Origin of the sequence: Novosphingobium sp. 1529, from assembly GCF_040544855.1 — a bacterium.
GTDB lineage: Bacteria > Pseudomonadota > Alphaproteobacteria > Sphingomonadales > Sphingomonadaceae > Novosphingobium > Novosphingobium capsulatum.
In genome coordinates this window covers 13,870-39,784 of record NZ_JBEPKW010000018.1, presented here as the reverse complement: position 1 = coordinate 39,784, position 25,915 = coordinate 13,870, and the positions used below count along the sequence as shown (strand labels likewise).

The following is a 25,915-nucleotide window of genomic DNA, read 5'->3' as shown; positions in this document are numbered from 1 at the left end:
CGCTGCGATCACAGCGGGCCTGATATTGCGCAAAACTGGGGCGAGCCGAAATGGATGCCCCATCATCCGCGCCCACCTCGGTGTTACGAGGCCAATTGCGCACGTCCCTTCGTTTCCATCCCCAACCACCGTGCCAGTCTCGGCAAATGCGGCAGCACGAAGTGATCCAGCAGCAGCAGGATCGCCAACGAGCCGGTGAACATCGGCAGCCAGACAGCCAAGAACACCAGCAGGCCCCAAGCGCCAACACCCCGCAGCTTTCCCTGTTGCGAAAAGCGCGGCGGCGCGCCCAAAACGCCCTCAGGCTTGCGGCGGCGCCACATGACAAAGCCGCTGACCGCCAGCGTGACCAGCATCAGCGCGGTCAGCACGCCGATGAGTTGGTTGATGATGCCGAACAACTGCCCCTCGTGCCAGGCGATGCCATAGGCCATCACCTTGTCGATGGGGTGGCGGTTGGTGATATCCTCGCGCGATTTGAACGCGCCGGTTTGCCCGTCATAGCGCAAGGTCACCCGCAAGGGCCGGTTTTGCGCGTCCGATTTGACGACCCAGCCCTTGGCGGGTTTGCCCGCGCCACCTTCGCCCGCAGGCGCGCCGGGCGGGATGACCAAAGCTGGAAAAGCTAGATGTTCGGCCTTGGCATGGTCAACCATGGTGTCGAACAGCGCGGCGTTGAAACCCGCGCCCATGCCGCCTGCATGGTGATGGTGCCCGCCGGCCATATCCATCCTGGCCATGCCTTCCATGCCGGGCATCGCTGCCATGGCATCGGGCTTGTTGTGTCCGGCATGGTCGTCGCCGCCATCATCAGCCACTTTGCCGCCGATGGTCCAGTCCTGCGGGCCTTTCACCCAGCCCATCTCCTGCCGCACCGCCTTGAAGGCGCTGCCCCAGGCGCTGGCCCATGGCAGGCCGGTGAACAGCAGCACCAGGGCCAGCCCCGAAACCCAAAAGCCGGTGACCGCGTGCATGTCGCGCCAAACGGCCCGCCCGCCCAGATGCACGCGCGGCCAAACAACGCCGGCCCCCCATGCCGCGCCATTCTTGGGCCACCACAGATAGAGGCCGGTCACGATCATCACGATCGCCCAACTGGCCGCCAGTTCGACCAGCCAACTGCCATTGCGGCCCAGCAGCAATTGGCCATGGATCTTGCGGTCGATGGCGATGATGCGGTTTTCGGGCGCGATCTGGCCCAGCACCTTGCCCTGCGGCGAGACGAACACATCACTTGCGCCGCCTTGCGGCAGTTTGAAGTGAACAACGGCGGCGTCGCCTTCAACCTGCGGCAGGCGATAGGAGGTCCACTTGCCCCCCGGCACCGCCGCCTTGGCCGCGTCGAGTTGCACCGAGGCCGGGACCGCCCCGGCGGTGGGCAGGCCCTGATAGGCGCGCTCCTCCCAGCGGTCGATCTGAGGCTTGAACAAATAGAGCGCGCCCGAAATCGACAGCAGCACCATCAGCGGCAGCACGAACACGGCGGCATAGAAGTGCCATCGCCAGATCATGCGATAGAGCGCCGCGCGCTGGATCGATGTGTTGGTCATGGGAAATCCTCATCCTGCGATAAAGGGCAGCCCGCCTGGGACTGCCCATGCGTGCGGCCTTATCGATCAAAGCGGATCGAGATGAATCCGGTGGTGTTGGGATAGGGGTGATAGACATAGCCCCGGTTGTTGGTGAAATTGTCCACACCCGCCGACAGGGTCAGGCCATTGTCGAGGCGGTAGGTCACCTTGGCATCGAAGATGTCATAAGGGCTGCTGGCGCCATAGGCATGGATGACGAGATCGGTGTTGGTGAGCGTGCTGTAAGCGCCGGAAGAATGGCGATAACCCAGCGAGTAGCTGAGCTTGTCATTCTGGTGCCAGACCGCCACGGCACGCGCACGCCAGGGCGGAACGCCGGGGAATTGTTTTCCATTGGCTGCCGGGTTTTGCAGGTCCGACTGTACAACCCCATCGACATAGGTCACCGAGCCGCGCAGGTCGAAGCCCTTGATGAGCACATCGTGCAGGTCGGCCGCCGCTTCCACTCCGCGAAAACGCACCGAGGCCACATTCTCGGTGACCGAGGATGCCGTCGCGCTGACCAGCGTATCCTTTTGCGCGACCAGCGCGTTCTTACGGTTTTCCTGGAACAGCGAGACCCGCAGCGATCCGAGCTTGCCCCTGACCTCGCTGGTCCATTCATAGGCCCAGACATCCTCGGGCAGGAGGTTGGGGTTGCTGGCAATGAGGTTGGTGCCGTTGGTCACCTTCTGGAACAGTTCGGCCACGGTAGGATAGCGCACCGCCCGCCCGAACGAGAAACGCGAGGTCAGTGCCGGGGTTATCTTGTAGGCCAGTGCCGCCTTGGGCGAGAAATTGTTGCGGCTCTGGCTGGGATAGGTGACGGTGTTGGGCGTGGTGCTCGACGAGAAGTTCGAGCCGTCCTGCGCCTTCCAGAACTCCATGCGCCCGCCGATGGTCAGCGTGAGCGGATCGAGCAATTTCCAACGATCCTGCGCATAGATCGCCTGCGTGGTGGTCTGGCCGAAGGAAGCGCCGGTCTGTGCGCCATCGTCATAGGTGGTCCACTGGGCGAGCGCATAGGTGCGCTGGCGCAGACGGAAATTGTCGAGGTGATAGCCAAAACTCACCTCATGGCCCTCAGCAGGGCGCCAGATGCCTTGCGCGTCAATGTCTTTCCAGTTGGTGTTGTGCATGTTTTGGTGGCTGCCCACTGTGGTGTTGCCATAGTTGGACGCCGACAGGCTATGCTCGGTCAGATAGGTGTAGCTGGAAAAGGTCAGCTTCCAATCGAGCCGCGTGCCCTTCTGCTCCAGACCCAGCGCATGCATCATGTGCAACTGGTTGTTAATGGTGGGGTTCAGCCCGGCCACGGTGTAGGCCTTGCCGCCGAGGTTATAAGTGCCGTTGTAGACCGCATTGCCCGAGGCATCGGTCAGGTAGGACTGTGCCTGCGTGGCGGAATGCGCGCCCCACAGCGCGCCGATATAGGTCAGCGTGAGCGAGGGCGTGAAAGCATACGCCAGCTTGATCTTGCCCTGATCCTGAACCGTGTGATCGATGCCATAGCCGCCGAACACCATGCGGGGCTTGCCAGTGCCGGGATCGATATCCTGAAAGCCTCCGGTCACCACCTTGGCAGTGAGTGAGGCGGCGGTGGTCGAAACGCCGGTGGTAGCAAAGCTCATCGGTTGGCCTTGCGCATCAAGGTGATCGTAGGTTGCCCAGATCGTCAGATTGCCGATACGGTCGCCCACGGCCAGGCTGGCATCGCCGCTGTAATTGTGCTGGTTGCTGCCATAGAGGTGGAACGACTGGCGCGCGCCGGTCAGCCCGGCATGGATCTCGAAATGGTCGGGCATGTGGGTGGTAAGGTTGATGACCCCGCCCATCGAATTGCCCGGATAGATCGCGCTGAACGGGCCGTAGATCACGTCAACCTGGCTGATCTCGGCTGGCGCCACCAGGCCCCAGCGCGGCGGATAGGCGTAATTGTTGCCCAGCAGGTTCGAGATGGTCACGCCATCGGCATAGACCACCGATTGTGCGCTGCTGGTGGTTGTGGTGGTGCGCGTCTGGATGATGCCGTTACGATCGCCGATATAGCGTTCGCGCACCTCAAGGCTGGGCAGATATTTGATCGAGGCGCCCGAGGTGAGCGAATTGATGCTGGTCTTGATGTCATCCGCCGTGATCGACTGAACGACCGCGGGCACCTTGGCCACATTGGTCTTCTGCTGCCCCAGCACAACGATGGTGGGATCGGCAGGCGCTTCTGCGGCGCCGGCATCGGCCCCATCGGCAGTTGCACCGGCGGCATAGGCAGGCATGGCTCCGGCCAAAAGGCTGATGGCAAGAGCGAAAGTCGAGATTTTCATGATTACCCCTGTTGAATAGCTTAATTTGTGTGAAATCGTGCAGCTTAGCCCAAGAGCTGCCGCAGCTTCGCCAGCGAGGCGTCATCGCTTTCATTGTGGTCGAGCAGCGTCTGGAACTGTCCATCGCCGCGCATCAGATAGACGCCCGCCGTGTGGTCGATGGTGTAATCGCCGCCCGGCTGAGGCACCTTGGCGACATGGACGCCATAGGCTTTCTCGATGGCCGCAAGCTGGGCATCGGTGCCCGTGAGGCCGATGATGGGCGTGCCAAACAGCGTGACGTACTGGCCAATGTCCTTGGGCTTGTCATGCCCCGGATCGACCGAGACGAAGACAAGCGCGAACTTGTCGCCATCTTTGCCGAGCCTCGCCCGCAGCCGGGCCATTTTGGCCAGCGTCGTCGGGCATACATCCGGGCAGCGGGTGAAGCCGAAGTAGATCGCATAGGGCTTGCCCGCCAGATTGGCCTGCGTGAAGGGTTTGCCGTTGCTGTCGATCAGCGTGAAAGGGCCACCGAGGTTTGTGACTTGGGTTGCCTCGGACGCAGGCTTGCCATGGCCACCAAGGTAAGCCGCAAGACCCAGCCCAAAGGCAACCGTGGCGGCCAAGGCGATGCCCGCCAGAAGCGGTCCCCGGCGGGGTTTGGGATCAGGCTCAGTGGTGGTCATGGGCCATATCCATGCCGCCATTCATCGCCCCCACCGCGCGCACCGGCATCGCAACTTTGACGATCCCGGCCTTTTCAAAGCGCAGCGTAAGCGCGATGGTCCGACCCGGCTTGAACGGCGCCTTGATGCCGATGAACATGATATGGAGGCCGCCGGGTTCCAGTTCGACGACGCCCTTGGCTGGCACGGCAATGCCGTCGGGCAATTCGCGCATCCGCATCACGCCGCCATCCATGCTCATCGTGTGCAGCTGGACGGTGGGCGCCACGGGCGACGTGGCCGAGATCAGACGGTCCGCCGTATCGCTTTTGTTGGTGATGGTCAGGAAGCCACCGCCGTTGACCTGCGCGGGTGCCGTCTCACGCGCCCAGGCGTTGGTGATGGCGATGGTTTGGTGGGCAGCATGGTGGTGTTCGGCCCGAGCGAAAGCGGTTGTTGCCGTGCACGTGATAGCGGCCAGCGCCATGGCGGCGTTGAAGCGAAAAGTCATGGATGAGTCTCCTGGGGGTAGGCCGCGAGGGCCGCGCCGGAATGGCTGATCGGATCGAGGGCAGCGCCAGCGATCTGGCCCACGAGGCCCAGCGCGACCAAAATCCATGCGCGGCGGCGCATAATGCGAAGGTGACGGATGTGGGCGGGCATCAGCGGCGCCCCTGTGACAGGGCCGAAGCAATCAACGGGATCAGCGCCTGCCGCTCCTCCAGCCCAAGGCAGCGGCCAATCTCGACACTCGCCTTGGGGCTGCGCAGGATGAGGCGCAGCGAGGATGGTGTGGGCGCCTGCGCGTCCAGTTTGGCGAACAGGCAAGGCATATGTGTGGCCCTGCCATCGGCATCGCGGTGGCGGATCGTGCCATGGGCAATTTCCAGCACTTCGCCAGCGGGCTTGGATCGCGCATTATACTCCAGCGCGAAGACCAGCGCGCCCATCGTCATCAGGCAATAGGCTGGCACCAGCCAATGGCCAGACATCGCAGGCAGGATCGACAGCGCCATCATCATCGCGCCCAGCACCGCAAAGGTCTGGCGGGCGGGTTCGCTCAAGTGCGAGCGGTTCTCGCGCATATGCAGGACAAGGCCTGCGTGGTGCCCTTGCGGCACATCGCTGTGCGCGCTCAGGGCGAAGGGCCGCTCGGGCGAGCGGCATAAAATCTCGTACATGAAGGACTACTCCGGCCATGGCCGGGGCATCGGGCTTTATGGGAAGGAGAGCCCGCGCACCGGCCTATCCGACAGAAAGGGAAGGTTCTGTCAGGCCAGCGCAGGCGGTCCGCGCAGCGGCGGACGCAGATAGTGGACGCGCTTGGGTGCCGCGGGAAGGTGCGGCGCAAAACCCAGCGCGAGAATGAACAGCAGCGCGGCGGCCAGCAGGATGGGATCGGCCCCGCCCAGCGCGCCATGGGTCAGCGCGGTGAAGGCGCAGGGCGTATCGGCTTTTGCTTTGCCGTGGTCCTTGCTGCTAAGCTCGATCTGTTTGGTGATCTGATGGCCCAGCGAATCGGCGCAGATCTGCACCGTGATCGTTTTCGTGTCGCCGCCCAGCATATAACCGGCGGGAATCAGCGCCTTCATGCACAAAGCCAGCGCGACCAGCAGAGCGGCCACGCGGGGGTTAGACATGAAAAAGGCGCGGAACGTGAGCATGATCGATCTTGCGTCTATAGTCCGTGTGCTTATGTGTCACCGGTCTGGATCAAATTTGGACAATTTGCCCCATGTGGCGGGTGAGTAGGGCCAAGTTACGATGGCAGGTGATTACTTGCGCTTCTCGGGCAGAAGACCGCGCGAACGCATCCACCATAGGAACTCATCGAACCAATGGTCGCTTGTCGCGCCTTTCGGCCTCAGATCAAAGCCATGGCCACCGCGCTCGAACATGTGAAGTTCCGCCGCCCCGCCAGCCTTGCGCCACGCCGCATAGAGCAACGGCCCATCCTGCGGCAGATAGGAGTCATCCGCAGCCGCCGCGATAAAGGCGGGCGCGGCATCGGCGGGCACTGGCCCGCGCAAACCACCATAGATCAGCCCCACAAAGGCAGGCCGACTGACCTTGTCGCCAATGGCCAGATCTGCGGCGAGGAATGCGCCCGATGAAAAGCCGAGCATACCGATCCGATCAGGATCAACGCCCCAAGCCCTGGCGTGCTCGCGCACAAGCGTCATGGCGCGGGAGCCATCTTCCACCGCGTGAGCCTCACCGGCAAAGGGGCGCACCGGCGCAGGCTCCCCGCTTTTTGCCCGCGCGATGATCGCGGCCATCTCCCTCTCATGCACTTCGGGCATGCGCATCGCGTCCTGTGGGCTTTGTATCGTGCGGTATTTGAGAACCAGAGCGGTGACGCCATGGCGGGCCAGACGGCGGGCAATGTCTCGCCCACCATGTTCATAGGCCAAGCCGACAAAGCCACCGCCCGGTGCCACGATCACCGCCGTGCCATTGGGCCGCGCCGGGCGAAATATTTCGAGCGTTGGATCGCTGACGTTGAAGATAAACGTCTCATCCGCCTCGGCGATGCGCTCGCGGGTTTCTGGCACGCCGAGCGCATCGGTGCTCCCCTTGGGGTAGAGCGGCATCATCACTCCACCCACCGCAGCCTGGCGCGCCATGGTGCTGGTTGGCAGCAATGCCGCCAACAGCCCCAGCATCGCCCAATCCGTCCAACGCTTCATGCTGCCCGCTCCCTCAAAGCCTGGCCTTGAGCGTGACATAGGCCGAGCGCGGCTGATTGGGGCCAACCACCGGATAGCCCATATAGGAATAAGGATCCCATGCGCGCCGCCCACCCAGATTGACCACCGAAACGCCCAGCGTGAAGCGGCCAATGTCATAGGAGCCTTGCGCATCGATGACGGCATAGCCCGGCACGGCAATCGAATTGGGCAGCGTCAACTGCCGCGAGGTGACGGCCGTGATCCCTGCGCCAAAGGCCAGCCCCTTGGCCGCCCCGTGCAGGATGCGATAGCGCGCCGCGATGCGCCCGCTGCTTTCGGGGACGCGGGCCAGTCTGTCGCCCGGCGCCACGCCATTGTCGCGCGTGTCGGTATAGGCGTAATTGGCCAGCAGCGAGAGTGCAGGTCTCGGTTCCCACACCAGATCGACTTCCAACCCCCGCGCCCGCTGGCGGCCGGACTGGATGTAGAAGCCCACATTCTTCGGGTCAGCCGTGGCGACATTATCATGCGTCTGGCTGAACAGCGCGAACGTGCCCGACAGGCCCGCCTTGGGCAGGGCCAGCTTGACCCCTGCCTCGACATTGCTCGACCCTTCCGGCTTGGAAGGCTGGAGGCTGATATAGGCGAAGGGCGCGCGGAAGGCCGTGGCCCAGCCTGCGAACAGCGCAACACCTTGCACCACATCCAGTGTGGCGCCGATGCGGGGCGAGACATGGGTATAGGTCTTGTGATTGGCCACGCCGTAATCGCTGTCCTCGACGAAGCGTAGCGAGGTCAGACGCAGGCCGCCGGTCAGATGCAGCGGGCCATAGGTCGCCTGATCCTGCACATAGGCGGCAAGCGTCTGATAGTGGTCGCGCTCGTTGGAGTTGGCGGGTGTTTGCGCGGTGTAGCTCAGGTTGTAGACCGGCTTCGACAGGTTGATCGTGCCCGATGGGCTGTTGCTGACGAACAGGCCCATGCCGCTGTAGAAGCTGGTCCAGTCATAGTTGACCCCGCCGAGCAGATTATGCGTGCCGCCCAACGCATCGAACCGGGCAGCCAGATTGGCGTCAAACGTCGCCTCCTTCGTCCGGTTGGTCATGGAGATGGGATAGACATCGTAGTTCGGCGCGATGGTGCCGGTGGGCATCAGATCGGGAAAGACGAAGCTGCCCCTTTCGTCGACCTCATTGGCATAATAGCGCCCGCTGATCGTCAGCTTCACACGTTCTGAGAACGCATGACGCAGGGTGACCGTGCCCATGCGGTTGTCATTGTCGGTCTGCGGCTGTCCAATAGGCGAGCCGGGGAAGGCATTGCGGGCAATCGTGCCGGCCAGTGCCGCATCGGCGGGCAGGCCTGAATATTCCAGCGCGCCGCGGTGATTGAACTGGCCCTGCACCAGCAGATCGGTGTCGGGCGTCAGCTTGAACAGGATGCTGGGTTGCACCGACCAGCGCTTGCCCTTGACCTTGTCGATCCAGCTCCCGTTGCTTTGATACTCGCCCGCGATCTTGGCCGAGACCTCAGGCGACAAGGCGAGGTTGACATCGCCATAGGGGTTCCATGTCGAAAAGCTGCCCGCGCGCAAGGCAAGGGTTCCGCCGGTCTTGTCCGTCGGGCGCGCCGTTTCGATGTTGATGATGCCGCCCAAAGGCGTGCCAAGGCCGCCGCCATAGAGCGTGGCGCTCGGACCCTTCAGCACCGAGATCGCGGCGACGCCTACGAGGCTGTTGGGATCAAACGCCTGCTGGTTGCCCGCGAAAATCGGCAGGCCGTCGAGATAGACCTCGCCGGGAAACCCACGCAGGATCGGCGGGATGAACAAAGTCTCGTCCGACCGCGTGGGGGTCACGCCCGAGACATTGACCAGCGCATCGCCCAGCGTGCGCCGATCCTGCTCTTTGAGCAGCGCGCCGGTCACCACCTGCACCGATTGCGGTACCTGGATCAGCGGCGTGTCTGTGCGCGTGGCCGAGGCTGAGGTCGGCGCGGCATAGGTATCACGCTTGCCGGTGACGATGATCTGGTCGCCTGCCCAGCTTGGCGCGGCTTTGCTCTGGTCCGTGGTGATTTGCGCCATGGCGGTGGTGGGGAGAAGGAAAGCAGCAGCACAGGCCGCGGCAGACACGCAAGTGCCTGCAAGAAGTAGCGAACGCATGAAAATACCTTTGAATGGTCAGCGCGCATAGGCGCCCGACCAGAATCCGGAACGGGCGCGCAAGGCGGCACCCAACAAGCAGGATCAAAGGTAGATCGGCGGCCCTCTTAGCGGAGGCCTGATATACGTGGGTGCACTGCGGGCAGGCAAAGCCAGGCCGAGCCATGCCACGGCGAGGATGAAAACCAGCAACTGCGCAAGCTGGATGGGGTCCGCCGCAGGCAAGGCCGCATGGGCCAGGCTGCCATAGGGGCATGGCATGGCGTGCTCGCTATGCTGCGGGCTATCCTGCGTGCCGCCATCATGCTTGAGCGGTAATGACACCGACATCGGAGCCGAAGCCACGCCGTTGCAGATCGAGATGGTAATGCGGCTGCCGCCAGCCTCGACCATGTAGCCCGAAGGCACAAGCAACCGCAGCGCCAAAACTGCACAGCAGATCAGCGTGGTCAAGCCACGTCGGGCCAGAAGGCGGCGAACCCACTCCACAAGCCGCACATAGAGTGGGTTAGGCGCAATGTCACCGGGACAGTTTGTCACTGACCATCAATGGCCAAGCAATCTATCTGGCAATGTCAGCAATTGGATTTTGCTGAAGGTAAGCCGCCGTTCCGGTTCGTCCGCAATGCCGGACGAAATCGGTCCTGCGCCTACCTTTGCCGGTCGCCTAACGAGATTGAGCAACTCACACCCTTTCCGACCTTCGCCGCACGCTTCTGGCAATCCTCCAACGCTTTGGCATTGCTCGCCCAAACGCTGGCGGCGTCCCGCAACGCGCTCCACCGCTGCGGATTATATAACTGCAGCATCCGCTGCCCAGCCGCCCAACCATCGCGATGGAGAACCCTGGTGTACAATCGACAGCCCTGGCGTAATCAGGCGTAGATTCAGTGCGTTGGTACCGTTTTTGGCACTCTTGACGCTGACCGCAGACCAACAAATCTCACAGCGACGGAGCAAGAAAACTAACCACAGCGCAGGAAGACCACGCCATGAACGAACAGCCCCCAGACCGCATCCTGCGCCTCAATGCCGTGCTTGATCGCACCGGCCTGACCCGCGCCACTCTCTACCGCAAGATCCAGGCGGGGACGTTTCCAAAGCAGGTGCGCATTGCCACGCGCCGCACCGGCTGGCGGGAATCTGCCATCCGTGAGTGGATGCGCAATCCCATGTTCTATGAGGCAGGCGACGCTTCCTGACGCCCGCGTTGTAATTGCTGGTAGACGCCAAGCCGGTCGGTGATCTGCCAATGGCCAGTCAGGCGATCGTCCGCGTCAAACATGTAGACCGTCGCACCAGACATGTGGATCGTCTGGCCCGTGGCCGGATAGCCCGGCAGATCGGCCGCGTGCGTGCCGCGCCACAGCCAGGTCATCACCACGCTGTCACCATCGGCCAATAGGCCCTGGGTGGCAAAGCGCTGATCCGGAAACGCCGCGCGCGATTGCCGGACACGGTCCTTGAAACCGGCGCGATCGAGCGTCTGGCCGTGCCACGGATCGCCGGGATCGTGGTGGAGGGTATAGGCTTCGGCGATGTAGTCGTCGGCCGCCTCCACGCTCCCTTCATCCCAGACCGCTTGAATGAAGGCCGCGAGGCGCTGCTTGCGCAGGCCACTGCGCATCATGCCGCGCCCTCCCCGCTGGCCAGCATCAGCGCGTGATCGCGAATATCCTGCGGCCAAGCCGCCATCCTGGCCGCGAACGCGTCGCCATCGTCGGCAAACAGCGCGCGAATCGCCTCTTCGTAGCCTGGCAGATCGCCTGCCAGGGCGGACAGGAACGTGTAGGCGCGCTGCTGCGCGCCCTTGCGCTCGGTTCGCCCATGATCAGCCCGCCGTGCTTCGTCGACCAGTCGGCGCAGCGCGCCTGAGGCACCGCCGGGCTGCTGCGCCAGCCATTCCCAATGACGTGGCAACAGCGTCACCTCGCGCGGCACGACGCCGAGCTTGGGCCGCCCGCGCCCGCGCGCCGGCTCTGCCTCACCGCCGCCCGGGCGGGCAAGCCGCGCAACGATCTCTGCCGTGGTGCCACGCAAATCGAGATCGAGCACGCGTCCGGTGGCGTCGTCAAACACGAGCACAGCGTCCATGTCCCGGGTTTCTGCGGTCTTCACCACTAAGGCCACATCGATCAGCGCCCCTTGGGCCAGTTTGCGCAGGCCAGCAAAGGCGGTGCACTGCAGGGAGAGTTCATTCGTCATGGGCTTTTTATAGCCGGATAAATTTATTCTACAATACACCCGGATATAATTGTATGCGCGGTCAAGTGGTCGTGGAGGACGCGCGCAGCACGAAAGGCAGGACATGACAGAGACCACGCGCAAGGCCGCCGTCGCGGCCTACAAGGAGCGCAAGATCGCGGCAGGCATCTATGCCATCCGCTGTGTGGCAACCGATGAACTGTGGATCGGCAGCGCCCCGGACCTTTCGACCATCGAGAACCGCCTGTGGTTCACGCTGCGCCAGGGCGCCAATCCGCACCGCGCGCTGCAGGAAGCCTGGAACGCGCATGGCAGCGCGGCCTTCACCTTTGCCGTGATCGCGCACCTGCGCGACGAAGACGATCCTGGCTATCCACGCCGCACCGCGCTCAGGAACCTTCACCTGCACTGGCTGGAGCAACTCGGCGGCGCGCGGATCTAGCGGCGCCAGAGACTCCGTCTGCGGCAACCGGCCGCGTCAGGTGCTTGTGCCAGGCCTCCAGCAGCTTGCGCCGCTTGGCGAGCCGGTCGCTGCGCTGGTAGGCACCCACAACGCCAACATCGACCGCGTGACCAAGACAGGCTTCCTTGGTCTCGAAATCCGCCTTGGTGCATTCCTCGGCCCAAGTCCGGAACGTGCTGCGAAACCCGTGCGGCCGCGCGCTCAGTCCAGCGCGATCCATCAGCGCGGTCATCGCCATGTCGGACAGCGGCTTGCCGCGATAGGCCGCAAACAGGTGGCCGGATTGACCCGCCACCAGCGCCTGCGCCTCGGCCACCAGGGGAATGCGGCGGCTCTCGTTGGTCTTGGTGCGCTTGGCCGAGAGGCTCCAGACCTCACCCTCGATTTCATCGCTGGTAGCGAGCCGCACTTCGCTGGTGCGAGCAAGGGTCAGCATCAGGAAGCGCAGTGCCCGTGCGGCCGTCGTGTCGAGCTTGCCCAGCCACTGATAGAACTTGGGTGCATCGGCATAAGGCAGGGCCGGAATGTGCTCGGTCTCGTGGCGCTGCTTGCCGAGCAGGGCACGCGCCTTGAGGCAGGCCTGGAGATCGACGGCGAGCCCGAGCGCGGCCGCGTGGGTAAAGGTCAGGCTGAGACGATTGAGCGCCTTGGCCGCCGCTTCGGGCTTGGTGTGCCAGATCGGCGCCAGCAGGTCGCGCAGAGCATGCTGATCGACATCCTCGATCGCGCGATCCCCGATCTTGGGAATAACATGGACGTTGAGCGGGGACAGCCAGCGCCCGGCCGCACCATCGCCTTTGAGCTGGGCCTTGCGCGCTTCGAAGCAGCTGGCGATCGCCTGGGCGACCGTCAGGCGCGCGATTACCCGGTTCTGCTGGCGGCGGGCTTCGATCGGACACTGCCCGGCGCGCAAGGTGGCGCGGGCCTCGGCAGCGGCGGCTCTGGCATCGGCGATGGAAACATCGGGCCAGGGCCCCAGGCCCATTTCGCGGCGGCGGCCCTTGAGGAAATAGCGCAGCACCCACTTGCCCCGGGCTCGTTCACGCTTGTGCAGCCACAGGCCCGCACCGTCACCATAGCGGCCGGGTGGCGCATTGCGCGCGGCGATGTGCGAGAGGATGTGCTGCTTCACCGATCCTTTCCTCAGCGGGGAGAAAAGGGGTGGTTTCAGTCCCCCGTCTGGTCCCCCGTTTTGCGTGCGCTGGGAGGATACACGATGGGTTGCGGTGAGGCAAGAAATGGCTTTTTTCAGCCATTTGGCGATTTCCTGAGCAGCCCTGGGAGGGGTGCTGGTGCGGTCGAGAAGACTCGAACTTCCACGGGCTTTCGCCCACAACGACCTCAACGTTGCGCGTCTACCAATTCCGCCACGACCGCATATCGCATCCGGGTTGGCCAAGGGCACATCCCGTCGGGGTAGGAGCGCGCCCCTAGCAGGGGTTTTGGGGGGCTGCAACAGGGCGGTTGCACTTTTTTATCCCCAGCCGGTCGTTGCTGCCCCGGCGTGCGGCCGGGGCCTGCATGCCTATTCCGGTTTCCAGCCGATTTCGGCTGAGCGCGCGCTCTTGGGAACGTCGGTTACCGCTTCGTTGATCGTCACGCTTTCGCCCGGGCGCAGCTTGTCCTTGGGCGGGGCGACGTCCCAGGTATAGACGATGCGGTTCTGCGCGTCGCGCAGCACGATCAGGATCGGCGGCACTTCGCGCAAGTCTTTGCCCACGTTGGTGACGGTGCCGCTGGCGCCGAAATAGGCGGTGCCGTTGCTCAAGGTGCGGCGGTCCTGCCGCGCGGGCGGAAACGAAAGGACCAGATCGGGGCGGCCGTTGCCGAATGTGGGCCGGTTGACCGGCAACCAATCGGGCAGGCCCAGCCACGAAACCAGGCCGATCATCGCCGCCACGGCCAGAGCAAAGGTAATGCCCGCGGCCGTCCACAGCCGCGCCGGGTTGCGGCGCGGGCGGAACGGGGGCTGGTGTTCGAAGCTCGATACCGGCGAGACGTATTCGGCCGTGGGGGCCTGCGCGCGGGGCGGCTCTGCCCGTGGGGCGGGCGCCGGGGGCGCTTCCTCTACCGCAACCGGCGCGGCCGGCTGCACTGGCGCAGCGGGCGGCGGCGGCGGAGCCGACGGCGGAGGCACCGTTTCGACAGCGGCAGTTTCGGGCGGCGTGGCTTGCTCCGACGGGCGCGGCGGGAGTTCGGGGCCGGCCTGGAACCAGCTGTGCCGGCACTTGGCACAGCGCACGGTACGGCCGTCCACGCCGATCGCACTGTCGGGGACGACATAGCGCGTCGCACAGGCGGGACAGGCGATTATCATAAAACGGTCTAAGCATGCCGAGAGGGGCTGAAACAATAGGGTGCAAGGGGGCAAATCGCCCATGCGCCCTTTTTTCCACATGCATTGACGCGTATAGGCGCCCTTGCCATCGCGCGACGCACCAAACCGCCCATGCGGGACATTGCCAAACGGCCCCCGCGCCGACATGGTAGGCGGGCATGGCGCACGACCAAACACGCGAACGGGGCCCGATCTTTCTGCCATGAACCAAGCCGCCGCCGAGATTGTCCAGTTCGACAATGTCGGGCTGCGGTATGGCGCCGGCCGCGAAGTGCTGGCCGATGTCTCGTTCACGCTCTATCCCGGCTGCTTCTACTTTCTCACCGGCGCCAGCGGCGCAGGCAAGACCAGCCTGCTCAAGCTGCTCTATCTGGCGCAGCGCCCCTCGCGCGGGTTGATCCGCATGTTCGGCACCGATGCCATCACCCTGCCGCGCGAACGCCTGCCCGGCTTTCGCCGCCGCATCGGCGTGGTCTTCCAGGATTTCCGCCTGGTCCCGCACCTTTCGGCGTGGGACAACGTGGCCCTGCCGCTGCGCGTGGCCGGGCAAAGCGAAAAGGACATCGCCAAGCCGGTGTCCGACATGCTCGAATGGGTCGGGCTGGGCGATCGATTCCAGGCGCGGCCGGCCACGCTTTCGGGTGGGGAGCAGCAGCGCGTGGCGATCGCCCGCGCCGTCATCGCCCGTCCCGATATCCTGGTGGCCGACGAGCCGACCGGCAACGTCGATCCGGAGATGGCGATCAAGCTGCTACGCCTGTTCGAAAGCCTCAACCGCCTGGGCACTACGGTGGTGGTCGCGACGCACGACCTGCACCTGATCCGCAAGGTGCCCGATTCGCTGATCATGCGGCTGGACAAGGGCAAGCTGGCCGATCCCACCGGCGCGCTGCGCTATCCCCCGCGCCGTCCGGTCGACACCGGCGGCAATGGCGATGGCCCGATGGGCGATGGTGGCCTGCCATGAAACGGCATACCCCATGAAGCGTTTGGCCAGCGCCCTGCCCCGCACGCTGCGCGCCCTGGGTGGCGAAGGCGAATCCCGCCTGCTGCCCGAGGCGCGCCTATCGGGCCCGATGCCGTGGGTGATCGCGATCATGATCGCGCTGACCGTGGTGGCCGCGGCCAGCGCCCTGGCGCTGCGCCATGCCGCGCAGGCGGCCAGCGCCGATCTGGAAGGCGGGGTGACGGTGCAGATCGTCTCGGCCGCGCCCGCCCAGCGCCAGCGCCAGGCCGATGCGGCGCTGGCGGTGCTGCGCCACGCCCCCGGCGTGATCAGTGCCGCAGCCGTGCCGCAGGATCAGCTCGATGCCTTGGTCGAACCCTGGCTGGGCACCCGTGCGGGCGACGATCTGGACGATCTGCCGATCCCGGCACTGATCGACGTGCGCCTGGCCGGCACGGCCACGCCGGCGCGGCTCGATCTGCTGCGCAAGGCCTTGGCCGCCACGGCCCCGGCGGCGCGGATCGATGCGCAGTCAAGCTGGCTGGCCCCGGTGTTCCGCGCCATTGGTGCCTTGCAATGGGCGGCCGGCGGCCTGATCGCGCTGTTCGCCTTTGCCACGGTTTCCGCCGTGCTGCTGGCGTCGCGCAATGCGCTGGGCACCCATCGCGAAACGATCGAGATCGTCCATATGCTGGGCGCCACCGACGTGCAGATCGCGCGGGTGTTCCAGCGTTCCATGGCGACGGACGCAGCGATGGGCGGCCTGGTTGGCCTGCTTGCCGGCGTCGTTACCGTGCTGGGCCTGGCGCGCCAGTTTGCCGCGCTGGGTTCGGGCATGGTCGCGCAAGGCTCGCTCGCCTGGACCGACTGGGTCGCGCTGGCCGGTATTCCCATCGCCGGCGTGCTGCTGGTGATGCTGACAGCCCGACTTACCGTTCTTGCCGCCTTGCGGCGCATGGTATGATCGCGTGACCGTCCCCATATTGCCCCCCATAACGCCCCAGCCATGCAGCAGCCCCCAACCATGACCACACCGCACGCCGGCACGCGCCGCACGATCGTGAGAAAGCCCTGCGGCATGCGAAAGCCGTGGGCATGAGAAAGCCGCCGGGCCTGTTTCGCCGCCTGGGTTCGGCGCTGATCCTGCTGTGGATGCTGGGTTTCCTGTGGTTTGCGTGGTTCCTGCCGCAGCCGGCGCCCGATGGCACGCGCACCGATGGCATCGTGGTGCTGACCGGTGGCGGCGGCCGCATTCCTCGTGCCTTGGCCATGCTGCAGGCCGGCAAGGCGCAGACCCTGCTGGTCAGCGGTGTCGATCGCCAGGTCCGGCCGGCCGAATTTGCCGCCGAATACAAGGTCGATCCCGCGCGACTCGATTGCTGCATCACGCTGGGCTTTGATTCGGTCGATACCCGCTCCAACGCGCACGAGGCCGCCGCCTGGATCGCCCGGCACAAGATCCATTCGGTGCGCCTGGTCACCACCGACTGGCACATGCGCCGCGCCACGTTCGATCTGTGGGTCGTGGCGCCCAAGGGCCTGGTGATCGTGCGCGATGCCGTGCCCTCGCGCCCCAGCCTCAAGATCCTGTTCCTGGAATACAACAAGCTGCTGGCCCGCATGGTGGCGTGGCTGGCAGGATGGTGACAAGCGCCGTGGAAGACCGTTCCCCTACACTTGCCGAAATCGTGCGCAGCCTGGTGTTCTATGCCGCGTTCTATGGCTTTACCGTGCTGCTGCTGCTGGTGTTGGCGATCGTGCTGATCGTGGCGCCGCGCGGCGTCTTTGCCATGGTTCAGGCGTGGACCGGCGTGCACCGCGCGCTGGTGCGCCATGTGCTGGGCATCCGTGTGGAAGTGGTGGGCACGCCGCCGCAGGAAGGCGTGTTCTATGCTCTGCGCCATGAAAGCTTTTTCGAGGCGATCGACCTGCCGCAAGTGCTGCACCGCCCCTGCATCTTTGCCAAGATCGAGCTGATGCGCATTCCCGTGTGGGGCCGCGCCGGCTGGGCCTATGGCCTGATCGGGGTGGAGCGCGAGGCCGGCGCCAAGACGCTGCGTGCCATGCTGACCCATGCCCGCGCCCGCCTGGCCGAAGGGCGCCCCCTGGCGATCTTTCCCGAAGGCACGCGCGTGCCAGTGGGGCAGCGCTATCCGCTGCAATCGGGTTTTGCCGGGATATACAAGTTGTTGTCACTACCGGTGGTTCCGGTGGCGGTGCATAGCGGCGCCCTGTATCACCGCGTGTGGAAGCGACGCGGCACCATTCGCTATGTCATTGGCGAAACCATTCCCCCCGGCCTGCCGCGTGAAGAGATCGAGGCCCGTGTGCTTGACGCCATCACCGCCCCCACTGCCTGAGCGCCGCCACGCATGACCGTGCCGCCAGAACCGGATGCCCCGGCCAAGTCGCTGATGACCTCGTTGGGCCCCGGCCTGATCACCGGCGCGGCCGATGACGATCCCAGCGGCATCGGCACCTATAGCCAGGTGGGCGCGCAGTTTGGCCACACGCTGACCTGGACCATGCTGTTCAGCTATCCGCTGATGGCCGCAATCCAGGAAATCTGCGCGCGCATCGGCGCCACGACGGGGCGCGGCATTGCCGACAACGTGCGGCGCCACTACCCGCGCTGGCTGCTGCCGGGCGTGATCGCCCTGCTGGTGGTGGCCAACGTGATCAACCTGGGGGCAGACCTGGGCGCGATGGCTGCAGCGCTGCACCTGCTGCTGCCGGGGCCGCTGCCGCTCTATACCCTCGGCTTTGCCGTGATCAGCGTGCTGGCCGAAGTGTTCGTGCCCTATGCCCGCTATGCCGGCTGGCTCAAATGGACCACGCTGTCGCTGTTTGCCTATATCGCGGTGCTGATCGTCACCCCGATGGATTGGGGTGACGCGCTCTATCACGTGGTCGTGCCCACAGTGCAGCTTGACCATGCGTTCCTGTCGGGCCTGGTGGCGCTGTTGGGCACCACGATCAGCCCCTACCTGTTTTTCTGGCAGGCCGGGCAAGAGGTGGAGGAATTGCGCCGCCGCCAGGCGCGGCCGCTGCACGATGCCCCGCGCCGGGCCGCGCCGGAATTGCGCCGCATTCGCGCCGATACGCTGGTGGGCATGGGCTTTTCCAACGTTACCGCGCTCGCCATCATCGTGGCGACCGCCGCCACGCTCAACGCCCATGGCATTACCGACATCACCTCGGCCGATCAGGCGGCCATGGCGCTTCGGCCGTTTGCCGGCGATCTGGCCTTTGCACTGTTCGCGCTGGGCATCATCGGCACCGGGCTGCTGGCGGTGCCGGTGCTGGCCGGCTCTGCCGCCTATGCGCTGAGCGAGGCCTTGCGCTGGAACGAAGGGCTCGACCGCGCCCCGCGTGAGGCGCGCGCCTTTTACATTGCCATCGCGCTGGCCACGTTCGCGGGCCTGGCCATCAACGTCATCGGCATCAACCCGATGCGGGCGCTCTATTGGACGGCGGTGATCAATGGCTTGCTCGCCCCGCCGCTGATGGTGGTGACGATGCTGATCGCCCGCAATCCGCGCGCCATGGGTCACCTGGTCATCTCGCGCCGGCTGGCGGCCGTGGGCTGGCTGGCCACCGTGGCGATGACGGTGGTGGCCGTCCTGTTCCTGTTTGCGTGAAAGACCCGCGATGACCAGCCCGCCCCCGCGCATCCTGTCCATCGCCGGTTCGGATTCCGGCGGCGGCGCCGGCATCCAGGCCGATATCAAGACCATTACCATGCTCGGTGGCTTTGCCATGACGGCGATCTGCGCGCTGACCGCGCAGAACACACTGGGCGTCACTGCCGTGGCCGCGACCACGCCGGAGATGGTCGCCGCGCAGATCGATGCCTGCGCCAGCGATATCGGCGTGGACGCGGTCAAGATCGGCATGCTCGGATCGCCGCAAATTGCCGCAGTAGTGGCCGATCGGCTGGAAGGGCTGGGCGTGCCGGTGGTGTTCGATCCGGTGATGATCGCCACCAGCGGGGCGGCACTGGCCGATGCCGCCACGATCGCCGCATTCGAACGCCTGATGGCGCTCGCCACGCTCACCACGCCCAACGTGCCGGAACTGGCCGCGCTGGGCGGTGACGCCGCCATGGCGGCGCGGGGCATCGCCTATCTCGCCAAGGGCGGCGATGCCGATGGGCCAGTGGTGGAAGACCGCCTGGTCATTCCCGGCCAGCCGCCGCGCCTGTGGCAAGCGCCGCGCATTGCCACGCGCCACAGCCACGGCACGGGCTGCACTCTGTCGAGCGCGATCGCCACCGAACTGGGGCGCGGGGCCAGCCTGGAACAGGCGGTGGACCGCGCCCGCGCCTTTGTCCGCGCGGCGCTGCTGGCCGCGCCCGGGCTTGGCGCCGGGCACGGCCCGATGGGCCATCACGCGGTGCGGGTTTAGGTTACTCGCAACCGCAGTCGAGGTCGTAGAACTTGACGATCTCGTTCCAGGCTTCCTCGGCGGTTTCCACCGGCTTGAACAGGTCGAGATCCTCGAAGTTGATCACGCCTTCCTCGGCAATGGCGCGGAAGTTGATCACCTTGTTCCAGTAATCCGCCCCGAACAGCAGCACGGGGATCGGCTTCATCTTGCCGGTCTGGATCAGGGTGAGCAGTTCGAAGAATTCGTCGAACGTGCCAAAGCCGCCGGGGAACACCGCCACGGCGCGCGCGCGCATCAGGAAGTGCATCTTGCGCAGCGCGAAATAGTGGAACTGGAAAGACAGGTGCGGCGTCACATAGGGGTTGGGCGCCTGTTCGTGCGGCAGCACGATGTTGAGGCCGATCGAATCCGCGCCCACGTCCACCGCGCCGCGGTTGGCCGCTTCCATGATTGACGGGCCCCCGCCCGAGCAGACCACGAACTGGCGCTTGCCTTCTTCCACGACGCCGCAGGTGGAGGCATAGCGCGCCAGCTTGCGCGCCTCTTCATAATACTTGGCCTTGCTGGCCAGCCGCTCGACCACGGCCTTGCGTTCGGGCGTGGTGGCCGTCGCCAGCGCGGCATCGACCGCTTCGGGCGCGGGAATGCGGGCTGAGCCGTAGATCACCAGGGTAGAGCCGATATCGGCCTCTTCCAGCAGCATTTCTGCCTTGAGCAGTTCCAGCTGAAAGCGCACCGGGCGCAGTTCCTCGCGCAACAGGAAGTCGGTATCGCCAAACGCGAGGCGATAGGCCGGGTCCTGCTGCTGGGGGGTGGTCTTGGGGTGGCTTTGCGCGAACCCGGCTTCCTGCTCGGCCTTGTAGAACTTACGATTGACGAGCTGGTTGTTGATTTCTTCTTCGGTCATTTGCCGCAAAGTGGGCGTGCGCGGCGTGGTTGGCAAGCCCATCCGCGTTTGTTTCGGTGGGTTGCTTGGGCCCCTGGAAACCACGTTCGGGCAAACCATGTTCTGGCAAACCAGGGTGGGGGCGGCCAGGCCAGCCCCCAAGGCCGCCTCGTTCAGGTCAGCGCACCCACCAGCATCTGCAGCGCCGCGCCAAAGTATTCCGGTGCCAGGCCCAGCGGCGGGCGCGTGCCGATCAGCTTGCTGGCGATTGCCGCGCCGCCGTTCGATACGGCAAACGAGGCGCGCTCCCCGGTATTGAGATCGATCCACGCCGGGATCGGCTGCCCCTGCGCCAGGCACTGCCGCCAGAAATTGGCCACCGGCTGGACCAGGCTGGCGCGATGGCCGGCAAGCGCGAACAGCGGCACGCGGATCGCGTCAAAGCCAAAGCGCGGATCGTGGCCGGGGGCCGGGGCAAAGCGGCCCGGGCCGGCCACCTCCACCCAGTCGGCCGGCAGGCCATATTGGCCAAAGCGCGCCTGTGACACGATCGCGGTGGCATCATCGGCCAGCGCCTGCCACACGCCCGGCCCATCCCATTCGGCAAAGCTCGTGAACGCAGGCCAGATGAAATAGGATGGATTGACGATGACGCGCCCATTGGCCTGAAACCCTTCCAGCCCGGGCAACAGCAGCTTCATGCCAAAGCGATCGACCACCAGGCGCTGGCGGATGGCGGCGCGGATCGCGGCAGAGCGCGTGCGCCATTCCCCCACGCCCCAGCGCTGCCCGGCGCGCTGCAACGCCCAGGCGATCATGATATCGCCATCGGCGGCATTGTTGCGATCGGGCACGTGGTCAGGATTTGACGGATCGTACCGCCACGCGTGCAGGGCCACGTCGCTGCGCAGCAGGTTGTCGTTGGTCCAGTCGGCGATCAGCTCGAACGTGGCACGGTCGCCCGCCTCCAGGGCCAGGACCAGGCCATAGCTTTGCCCTTCGCTGTGGCTGATCCCGCCGTTCTGCGGATCGACGATCCGGCCCGAGGGATCGAGAAAGCGGGCCTTGAACGTTTCCCAATCGCCGTTGCTGGCCATGGCCTTGCTCTGTCGCCCCGGGGCGCAGGCGGCGGTCAGTGCCACCAGCAACCCGAACCCGAACCCACGCCGATCAATTCCTTCACTCTGCCCGGCGCCGGCCGGGCGCTTCATCCGATCAGCGGCCATGTCTGATTGCAAGCGTATGTCCCTTCCATTCGGCCGTGGTCGTCAGGGCAATGCTGCTGCCCATCATGCGGAACCAAGTATCATAGGTGCCCTCCATCAAGGGCGGCAGCAGTGCTTTCCACGGCTCGGCGATCTCGGCCTCGGTTTCGGGATAGAGGCCGTCCTGGCGCACCACGATGGCGCTGTCTTCCACCGTCACCACGGCGCTGCCCCAGCCCAGCGTGGCCCACAGCGCATTGATGCGCGTGGTCATCGTGCCCAGGTCTTCCACGTCATCGAGCGGCACCACCGCGGCGATCCGCTTGCCCACCGCGGCATAGAAGCCATGGCTCTGCTCTTCGGTCGCCGCGCTCGACAGCTCGCGCGCGATCATGGCCACCAGAAAGCTGGCACCGGCCGGTGGCGAAGCTCGGAACGCGCTGGACACGCGCGGTGTCTTCGGGTCCTCAAACATTATTTGGTCGCTCCCAAACTCTGGCGGATGCCGATGGTCGAGCGAAGCTCGTCATAGCTGCCAAAGGTATTGTAACTGGCCTCGCCCCCGATGCGGGTCGACGGGCTGATCTGGTAATAGACCGATCCTTCGGCCGAGAGCGCGAAGCCGGTCTTGCTGAGGCTGTCATACCGCGCGCGCACGTCGCTATCCTGGGCCTTGAGCGCGTTGAGCTGGGCCTGCAGCGGATCGTTGGTGGGATAGAGCGCGGCGTCTTTCTGGTTATAGCTCTGATAGCCCGGGGTGACCGCGGCACGCACAGCCAGTTGGTCCTTGTCCAGGGCATAGCGCACCGGAAAGCTGACCGAGAGGAAGCTTTGCGGGCTGAAATAGCCACCGTGGCCATAGGTGAAGTAGTTCTGCGGGTTGTCGTACGACTGGTAGTTGACGTTGATCCCGCTGGTCAGCGACGAATGCTCGGTGCGATAGACCCGCAGATAGCCGCCCACGTTGGCTTCCACGCCATGGTTCTTGCGCACGTTGATGCCGTTGTAGCGGTTGTAGGCAACCGTGCCGTAGGCGCCGCTGCCGTTGCGATCGACCGACAGTCCGGCGCCGCCGCCCAGCCGCATGACATGGCCCCAGGTCTGCCCCGTGACCGGATCGCGCGTGCCGGCATAGGCGATCACGCTGTCGGTTACCGGGCGGCGTTCCACCCAGGCCTGCGCCTGCACGCCATTGCCCAGGCCCGGCGTGACGCCAGCATGGAACGAGACCTGCGTCTTGCCCATGCCCAGCGGCGTCGTGCCGACATCGGCATGAACCACACTGCTGTCATAGCCCACGCTCAGCCCCACGCCCGAACGGTGCTGGGTATCGGCCTGGACCAGGGCAGAGGCTTTCTGCGCCACGATGGCCTGCGCCTCGATCGTGGCATTGGTGCCAAAGCGCGCCAAGCCCGATCCGGTCGGTCGGCCGGAATCGAGCACCACCGCTTCGGCGCGGGCATGCACGCGGCCACCGGCGAGCCCGGTGGAAATCTCGGCAGAGCCGCGCAGGTCGCTCAATTGCGAAAGCCCGGTCTCGCCCTTGCGCTCGCGATACGAGGTGCCAAGATCGACCCGCGGCCCGCTTTCACGCGTGAGCGAGGCGATATCGCCCGAAATCTTGGCCATCACCGGATCGACCGGGCCGCCAGCCGCCAATGGCGCTGCCGCATCGCCAAACGGCGAGGAACCGACAGGCGCGGGCGCCGTGCCAAAGCCCTGCCCGCCAAAGGCCGGGCTTGGCAGCGCGCCATAAGTGCCCTGCGCCGGATAGGCAGGTTGCGACGGATAGGTGTTCTGGGCCGGGTAGGAATTCTGGGCCTGATAGGAATTCTGGGCGGCCGGCGTGGCATAACCACCACCCGCACCATCCATGATCGAGCCACCGTTCTGCGCCACCGGCGTGGCATAGGCCGGCGTGTTGCCATAGGATGGCGCAGCATAGCTGGCGGGTGCGGCATAGGCCGGGGGCGCGCCGAAGCCGTTGTTCATCGGCACCATCTGCGCGCTGGGCAGGCGCGTGCCGCTGCCCAGGGCAAAGGGATTGATCTGCGGCTGGGCCTGCATCGCCGGCTGATCGCGGAACGGGTTGCCCGTGCCCACGCCCATCGGATCGGCGGCAAAAGGATTGCCGCCAAAGGCATCGATGCCATTGCTGCCGCTTTGCCGCGAATAGAGCGCGCGCGCTTCCTTGAGCAGGCGCACCGCAGCGCTGCGATCGCCGCGCGCCTGGGCCACCTGGGCCAGAGTCATGCGCACCTGGTAATCCTGCGGGAAGGCCTGCAGCGCGCGGTTGGCCGCGCTTTGCGACAGTTCTTTGTCGCCAGCGGCCTGGGCGGTCTGCGCCAGGCCGAGCAGGGCATCGCGGTTGCGCCCGTCACGCGTCAGCACGATCTGGAAAGTCTGCGCCGCGCGCGCGGCCATGCCGCCCGATTGATAGAGCCGGGCCAGCGCCGCCATGATTTCCAGGTTGTCGGGCGCAGCACCCCAGGCGCCGCGCAGCACGTCGAACGCCTGGGCAAACTGGCCGTTGAGGCGCAGGCGATCGGCCTGGCCCACTGCCAGCCCGGCCGACATGCGCGCCAAGGTGCGCTGGCCTTCGGGTGAAGTATTGCCCAGCGCCGCCGCTTTTTGCAGGGCCGCACGGGCCAGATCATCGCGGCCGGTCTTGGCCAGCACGCGAACCACCGCGTCATAGCCGTCGAGATCGGCAATATCGCCGCTCATCGCCGCCTGGGCATATTGCCCGGCGCCCACGCCATCGCCCAAGTCATAGAGCGCGCTGGCAATCGCGGCACGACGTGCGGCCGGCAGAGTCTTGATCGCACCCAGTTGGCGCAGCGCCGCCACGGCCTGCTCGCGCTGGCCGCCGGCGGCCATGGCCTTGGCCCGCTCGATCGCGCTGTCGGTCTTCACGCCCAGGGCAAAGTTGCGCATCGCCGGGGTGCGCTGGGTTTCGGGAATGCGATCGATCAGCGATTCGGCGGCAGCATGGCGGCCCAGATCGGAATCGATCAGCGCGGCGGCGTAAAGCGCATCGGGATCACCCGACTGGGTCAGCGTATTGATCAGCGATTCGGCTTCGACGCTGCGGCCATGGCGGATCAGGAAGCGCGCGAATTCATAGCGGATCCAAGGATCGCTCTGGTCGAGCATCAGGCCGCCCTGGAATTCCTGTTCGGCGGTCACGTCATCGCCGCGGGCCACGGCGGCCAGCGCGCGGCCACGCGCGGCGCGGCTCTGCAGGCGCTGGTCGGTCTGCGTGCCGCTCACCTCGCCGGCCTGGCGATAGAAATCGGCCGCGTCGGCATAGCGGCCCTGGCGTTCATAGATATCGGCGAGCAGTTCCAGCGCCGGCCCCGGCTGGCCAAAGCCAGAGCGCACCAGCGCCTCGGCCGCAGCCTGTGCCTGGTCGGTCTGGCCACGCGCGAGAAGATTGCGCGCCTCGTCCATGCCGGCATAGAACCGCGCAGCAGACAGCGCCTCGGCCCAGCGGCCCGGATTGGGCTGGCGCGAGGCCTGTTCCAACAGATCGCGCGCTTCGGCAAAGCGGCTTTGGCGCAGGCGCACGATGCCCAGGCCACCCAGCGCATCGCCATCGTTGCGGTTGACGCCCAGCGCCTTCTGGAAACGGCTGGCGGCCGCATCCAGGTTGTTGTCATCCAGTGCATCGAACCCGGCCATGCGCTGCTTGCCGGCATTGTCGGCGGCGCGCTGGCGCGGGTTGGCCGCAGGTGGCGGCGCCTTTTCCGCCACACGCTCGGCCGGGCGCGGCTGCGGGCGCGGCGCAGCCCGCGCCACCGTCGGGCGCGGGGCCGGCTTGGCTGCGGGCTGCTTGGCAGGCTGCGCCTTGGGTGCAGCGGCGGGCGCTCCACCCCCGGCCAGAGCGCGGCGCGCCTCGACATTGCCGGGATCAAGCGCCAGCGCGCGGCGCAGGGCCTGATCCGCCAGATCCTGGCGCCCCTTGCCCTTCCAGTAGAGCCCCTGTGCAATCAGGGCCTTTACCCCGGGCACATCGGCAAATGCCACCTGGGGCAAGGCCAGCGAGGCACCCGAGGCCAGCAGGATGGCAACAGCAGCACGGGAAGAAGGCAGCGGCGCGGACATC

At 65.7% G+C, this 25,915-nt stretch carries 26 protein-coding genes and 1 tRNA gene; 8 read left to right on the top strand and 19 right to left on the bottom strand.

Annotation, left to right across the window (positions count from 1 at the left end; genetic code table 11):
- Positions 1 to 83: 83 nt before the first annotated feature.
- The 10 genes from ABIC78_RS20380 to ABIC78_RS20335 all read right to left on the bottom strand — a co-directional run bounded on the left by ABIC78_RS20380 (position 84) and on the right by ABIC78_RS20335 (position 10,232).
- The gene (locus ABIC78_RS20380) at positions 84 to 1,550 is read right to left on the bottom strand and encodes a PepSY-associated TM helix domain-containing protein (protein ID WP_354491717.1); all 1,467 of its coding nucleotides are present in this window, start codon (positions 1,548 to 1,550) and stop codon (positions 84 to 86) included.
- A 59-nt stretch (positions 1,551 to 1,609) separates the two neighbouring features.
- Complete coding sequence (locus ABIC78_RS20375) at positions 1,610 to 3,892, bottom strand: TonB-dependent receptor (RefSeq protein ID WP_354491715.1); 2,283 nt, start codon at positions 3,890 to 3,892, stop codon at positions 1,610 to 1,612.
- A 44-nt stretch (positions 3,893 to 3,936) separates the two neighbouring features.
- Positions 3,937 to 4,560, bottom strand: coding sequence for an SCO family protein (locus ABIC78_RS20370; RefSeq protein WP_354491714.1), 624 nt, complete (start codon positions 4,558 to 4,560; stop codon positions 3,937 to 3,939).
- A complete protein-coding gene (locus ABIC78_RS20365) occupies positions 4,547 to 5,050 on the bottom strand; it encodes a copper chaperone PCu(A)C (RefSeq protein WP_354491712.1) in 504 nt (167 codons plus the stop codon). Before ABIC78_RS20365 ends, ABIC78_RS20370 begins: the two co-directional genes overlap by 14 nt.
- A 151-nt stretch (positions 5,051 to 5,201) precedes the next feature.
- A complete protein-coding gene (locus tag ABIC78_RS20360; RefSeq protein WP_354491710.1) occupies positions 5,202 to 5,720 on the bottom strand; it encodes a DUF2244 domain-containing protein in 519 nt (172 codons plus the stop codon).
- 90 nt (positions 5,721 to 5,810) lie between these two features.
- Entirely contained in the window at positions 5,811 to 6,203 is a 393-nt protein-coding gene (locus ABIC78_RS20355; protein ID WP_354491708.1) for a DUF2946 family protein, read from the bottom strand.
- A 111-nt stretch (positions 6,204 to 6,314) separates the two neighbouring features.
- The gene (locus tag ABIC78_RS20350) at positions 6,315 to 7,229 is read right to left on the bottom strand and encodes an alpha/beta hydrolase (protein WP_354491706.1); all 915 of its coding nucleotides are present in this window, start codon (positions 7,227 to 7,229) and stop codon (positions 6,315 to 6,317) included.
- A 13-nt stretch (positions 7,230 to 7,242) separates the two neighbouring features.
- Complete coding sequence (locus tag ABIC78_RS20345) at positions 7,243 to 9,375, bottom strand: TonB-dependent siderophore receptor (RefSeq protein WP_354491704.1); 2,133 nt, start codon at positions 9,373 to 9,375, stop codon at positions 7,243 to 7,245.
- Positions 9,376 to 9,459: 84 nt separating this feature from the next.
- A complete protein-coding gene (locus ABIC78_RS20340; RefSeq protein ID WP_354491702.1) occupies positions 9,460 to 9,828 on the bottom strand; it encodes a DUF2946 family protein in 369 nt (122 codons plus the stop codon).
- A 197-nt stretch (positions 9,829 to 10,025) separates the two neighbouring features.
- Positions 10,026 to 10,232, bottom strand: a complete 207-nt coding sequence (locus ABIC78_RS20335; protein WP_354491700.1) for a DUF6118 family protein — start codon at positions 10,230 to 10,232, stop codon at positions 10,026 to 10,028.
- Positions 10,233 to 10,367: 135 nt separating this feature from the next.
- Between ABIC78_RS20335 and ABIC78_RS20330 the strand changes: the two genes are divergently transcribed.
- Positions 10,368 to 10,577, top strand: coding sequence for a helix-turn-helix transcriptional regulator (locus ABIC78_RS20330; RefSeq protein ID WP_354491698.1), 210 nt, complete (start codon positions 10,368 to 10,370; stop codon positions 10,575 to 10,577).
- Here the strand turns inward: ABIC78_RS20330 and ABIC78_RS20325 are convergent.
- On the bottom strand, positions 10,553 to 11,005 hold the full coding sequence (locus ABIC78_RS20325; RefSeq protein ID WP_354491696.1) for an ester cyclase: 453 nt from the start codon (positions 11,003 to 11,005) through the stop codon (positions 10,553 to 10,555). The two genes, ABIC78_RS20330 and ABIC78_RS20325, sit on opposite strands and share 25 nt — an antisense overlap.
- Entirely contained in the window at positions 11,002 to 11,580 is a 579-nt protein-coding gene (locus ABIC78_RS20320) for a DUF2239 family protein (RefSeq protein ID WP_354491694.1), read from the bottom strand. The genes ABIC78_RS20325 and ABIC78_RS20320 overlap by 4 nt, the downstream gene beginning before the upstream one ends.
- 103 nt (positions 11,581 to 11,683) lie before the next feature.
- On the opposite strand from ABIC78_RS20320, the gene ABIC78_RS20315 reads away from it, so the two are divergent.
- Positions 11,684 to 12,022: a GIY-YIG nuclease family protein gene (locus ABIC78_RS20315; RefSeq protein ID WP_354491692.1), complete on the top strand. Its 339-nt coding sequence runs from the start codon at positions 11,684 to 11,686 to the stop codon at positions 12,020 to 12,022.
- Here ABIC78_RS20315 and ABIC78_RS20310 read toward each other — a convergent pair.
- The 3 genes from ABIC78_RS20310 to ABIC78_RS20300 all read right to left on the bottom strand — a co-directional run bounded on the left by ABIC78_RS20310 (position 11,970) and on the right by ABIC78_RS20300 (position 14,360).
- Entirely contained in the window at positions 11,970 to 13,175 is a 1,206-nt protein-coding gene (locus ABIC78_RS20310; RefSeq protein ID WP_354491690.1) for a tyrosine-type recombinase/integrase, read from the bottom strand. The two genes, ABIC78_RS20315 and ABIC78_RS20310, sit on opposite strands and share 53 nt — an antisense overlap.
- A 158-nt stretch (positions 13,176 to 13,333) precedes the next feature.
- Positions 13,334 to 13,420, bottom strand: a tRNA-Leu gene (locus ABIC78_RS20305).
- A gap of 148 nt (positions 13,421 to 13,568) precedes the next feature.
- Complete coding sequence (locus ABIC78_RS20300) at positions 13,569 to 14,360, bottom strand: MJ0042-type zinc finger domain-containing protein (RefSeq protein ID WP_354491688.1); 792 nt, start codon at positions 14,358 to 14,360, stop codon at positions 13,569 to 13,571.
- Between the two features lie 223 nt (positions 14,361 to 14,583).
- Between ABIC78_RS20300 and ftsE the strand changes: the two genes are divergently transcribed.
- The 6 genes from ftsE to thiD all read left to right on the top strand — a co-directional run bounded on the left by ftsE (position 14,584) and on the right by thiD (position 19,734).
- Positions 14,584 to 15,348, top strand: a complete 765-nt coding sequence (ftsE, locus tag ABIC78_RS20295) for a cell division ATP-binding protein FtsE (RefSeq protein WP_022675169.1) — start codon at positions 14,584 to 14,586, stop codon at positions 15,346 to 15,348.
- 13 nt (positions 15,349 to 15,361) lie between these two features.
- Entirely contained in the window at positions 15,362 to 16,291 is a 930-nt protein-coding gene (locus ABIC78_RS20290; RefSeq protein WP_354491685.1) for a cell division protein FtsX, read from the top strand.
- Between the two features lie 131 nt (positions 16,292 to 16,422).
- Positions 16,423 to 16,974 carry a YdcF family protein gene (locus ABIC78_RS20285; protein WP_107718657.1) on the top strand — a complete coding sequence of 184 codons (552 nt, stop codon included), beginning with the start codon at positions 16,423 to 16,425 and terminating at the stop codon, positions 16,972 to 16,974.
- Entirely contained in the window at positions 16,968 to 17,687 is a 720-nt protein-coding gene (locus tag ABIC78_RS20280) for a lysophospholipid acyltransferase family protein (RefSeq protein WP_022675361.1), read from the top strand. The genes ABIC78_RS20285 and ABIC78_RS20280 overlap by 7 nt, the downstream gene beginning before the upstream one ends.
- A gap of 12 nt (positions 17,688 to 17,699) precedes the next feature.
- On the top strand, positions 17,700 to 18,968 hold the full coding sequence (locus tag ABIC78_RS20275; protein WP_354491683.1) for an NRAMP family divalent metal transporter: 1,269 nt from the start codon (positions 17,700 to 17,702) through the stop codon (positions 18,966 to 18,968).
- 10 nt (positions 18,969 to 18,978) lie between these two features.
- A complete protein-coding gene (gene thiD / locus ABIC78_RS20270; RefSeq protein ID WP_107718655.1) occupies positions 18,979 to 19,734 on the top strand; it encodes a bifunctional hydroxymethylpyrimidine kinase/phosphomethylpyrimidine kinase in 756 nt (251 codons plus the stop codon).
- A 1-nt stretch (position 19,735) separates the two neighbouring features.
- Here the strand turns inward: thiD and ABIC78_RS20265 are convergent, their stop codons facing one another.
- From ABIC78_RS20265 to ABIC78_RS20250, 4 genes are all read right to left on the bottom strand, one after another.
- Positions 19,736 to 20,623 carry an LOG family protein gene (locus tag ABIC78_RS20265; RefSeq protein ID WP_022674483.1) on the bottom strand — a complete coding sequence of 296 codons (888 nt, stop codon included), beginning with the start codon at positions 20,621 to 20,623 and terminating at the stop codon, positions 19,736 to 19,738.
- Positions 20,624 to 20,775: 152 nt separating this feature from the next.
- On the bottom strand, positions 20,776 to 21,828 hold the full coding sequence (locus ABIC78_RS20260; RefSeq protein WP_022674484.1) for a family 8 glycosyl hydrolase: 1,053 nt from the start codon (positions 21,826 to 21,828) through the stop codon (positions 20,776 to 20,778).
- Positions 21,818 to 22,282 carry a cellulose biosynthesis protein BcsD gene (gene bcsD, locus ABIC78_RS20255; protein ID WP_022674485.1) on the bottom strand — a complete coding sequence of 155 codons (465 nt, stop codon included), beginning with the start codon at positions 22,280 to 22,282 and terminating at the stop codon, positions 21,818 to 21,820. The genes ABIC78_RS20260 and bcsD overlap by 11 nt, the downstream gene beginning before the upstream one ends.
- Entirely contained in the window at positions 22,282 to 25,914 is a 3,633-nt protein-coding gene (locus tag ABIC78_RS20250; protein WP_354491680.1) for a cellulose biosynthesis protein BcsC, read from the bottom strand. The genes bcsD and ABIC78_RS20250 overlap by 1 nt, the downstream gene beginning before the upstream one ends.
- Between the last annotated feature and the right edge of the window lies 1 nt (position 25,915).

Coding starts and splice junctions, on each gene's coding strand:
- ABIC78_RS20380 (WP_354491717.1), bottom strand. CDS start 1,550: ATGACCAACACATCGATCCAGCGCGCGGCGCTCTATCGCATGATCTGG.
- ABIC78_RS20375 (WP_354491715.1), bottom strand. CDS start 3,892: ATGAAAATCTCGACTTTCGCTCTTGCCATCAGCCTTTTGGCCGGAGCC.
- ABIC78_RS20370 (WP_354491714.1), bottom strand. CDS start 4,560: ATGACCACCACTGAGCCTGATCCCAAACCCCGCCGGGGACCGCTTCTG.
- ABIC78_RS20365 (WP_354491712.1), bottom strand. CDS start 5,050: ATGACTTTTCGCTTCAACGCCGCCATGGCGCTGGCCGCTATCACGTGC.
- ABIC78_RS20360 (WP_354491710.1), bottom strand. CDS start 5,720: ATGTACGAGATTTTATGCCGCTCGCCCGAGCGGCCCTTCGCCCTGAGC.
- ABIC78_RS20355 (WP_354491708.1), bottom strand. CDS start 6,203: ATGCTCACGTTCCGCGCCTTTTTCATGTCTAACCCCCGCGTGGCCGCT.
- ABIC78_RS20350 (WP_354491706.1), bottom strand. CDS start 7,229: ATGAAGCGTTGGACGGATTGGGCGATGCTGGGGCTGTTGGCGGCATTG.
- ABIC78_RS20345 (WP_354491704.1), bottom strand. CDS start 9,375: ATGCGTTCGCTACTTCTTGCAGGCACTTGCGTGTCTGCCGCGGCCTGT.
- ABIC78_RS20330 (WP_354491698.1), top strand. CDS start 10,368: ATGAACGAACAGCCCCCAGACCGCATCCTGCGCCTCAATGCCGTGCTT.
- ABIC78_RS20325 (WP_354491696.1), bottom strand. CDS start 11,005: ATGATGCGCAGTGGCCTGCGCAAGCAGCGCCTCGCGGCCTTCATTCAA.
- ABIC78_RS20320 (WP_354491694.1), bottom strand. CDS start 11,580: ATGACGAATGAACTCTCCCTGCAGTGCACCGCCTTTGCTGGCCTGCGC.
- ABIC78_RS20315 (WP_354491692.1), top strand. CDS start 11,684: ATGACAGAGACCACGCGCAAGGCCGCCGTCGCGGCCTACAAGGAGCGC.
- ABIC78_RS20300 (WP_354491688.1), bottom strand. CDS start 14,360: ATGATAATCGCCTGTCCCGCCTGTGCGACGCGCTATGTCGTCCCCGAC.
- ftsE (WP_022675169.1), top strand. CDS start 14,584: ATGAACCAAGCCGCCGCCGAGATTGTCCAGTTCGACAATGTCGGGCTG.
- ABIC78_RS20290 (WP_354491685.1), top strand. CDS start 15,362: ATGAAGCGTTTGGCCAGCGCCCTGCCCCGCACGCTGCGCGCCCTGGGT.
- ABIC78_RS20285 (WP_107718657.1), top strand. CDS start 16,423: ATGAGAAAGCCGCCGGGCCTGTTTCGCCGCCTGGGTTCGGCGCTGATC.
- ABIC78_RS20280 (WP_022675361.1), top strand. CDS start 16,968: ATGGTGACAAGCGCCGTGGAAGACCGTTCCCCTACACTTGCCGAAATC.
- ABIC78_RS20275 (WP_354491683.1), top strand. CDS start 17,700: ATGACCGTGCCGCCAGAACCGGATGCCCCGGCCAAGTCGCTGATGACC.
- thiD (WP_107718655.1), top strand. CDS start 18,979: ATGACCAGCCCGCCCCCGCGCATCCTGTCCATCGCCGGTTCGGATTCC.
- ABIC78_RS20265 (WP_022674483.1), bottom strand. CDS start 20,623: ATGACCGAAGAAGAAATCAACAACCAGCTCGTCAATCGTAAGTTCTAC.
- ABIC78_RS20260 (WP_022674484.1), bottom strand. CDS start 21,828: ATGGCCGCTGATCGGATGAAGCGCCCGGCCGGCGCCGGGCAGAGTGAA.
- bcsD (WP_022674485.1), bottom strand. CDS start 22,282: ATGTTTGAGGACCCGAAGACACCGCGCGTGTCCAGCGCGTTCCGAGCT.
- ABIC78_RS20250 (WP_354491680.1), bottom strand. CDS start 25,914: ATGTCCGCGCCGCTGCCTTCTTCCCGTGCTGCTGTTGCCATCCTGCTG.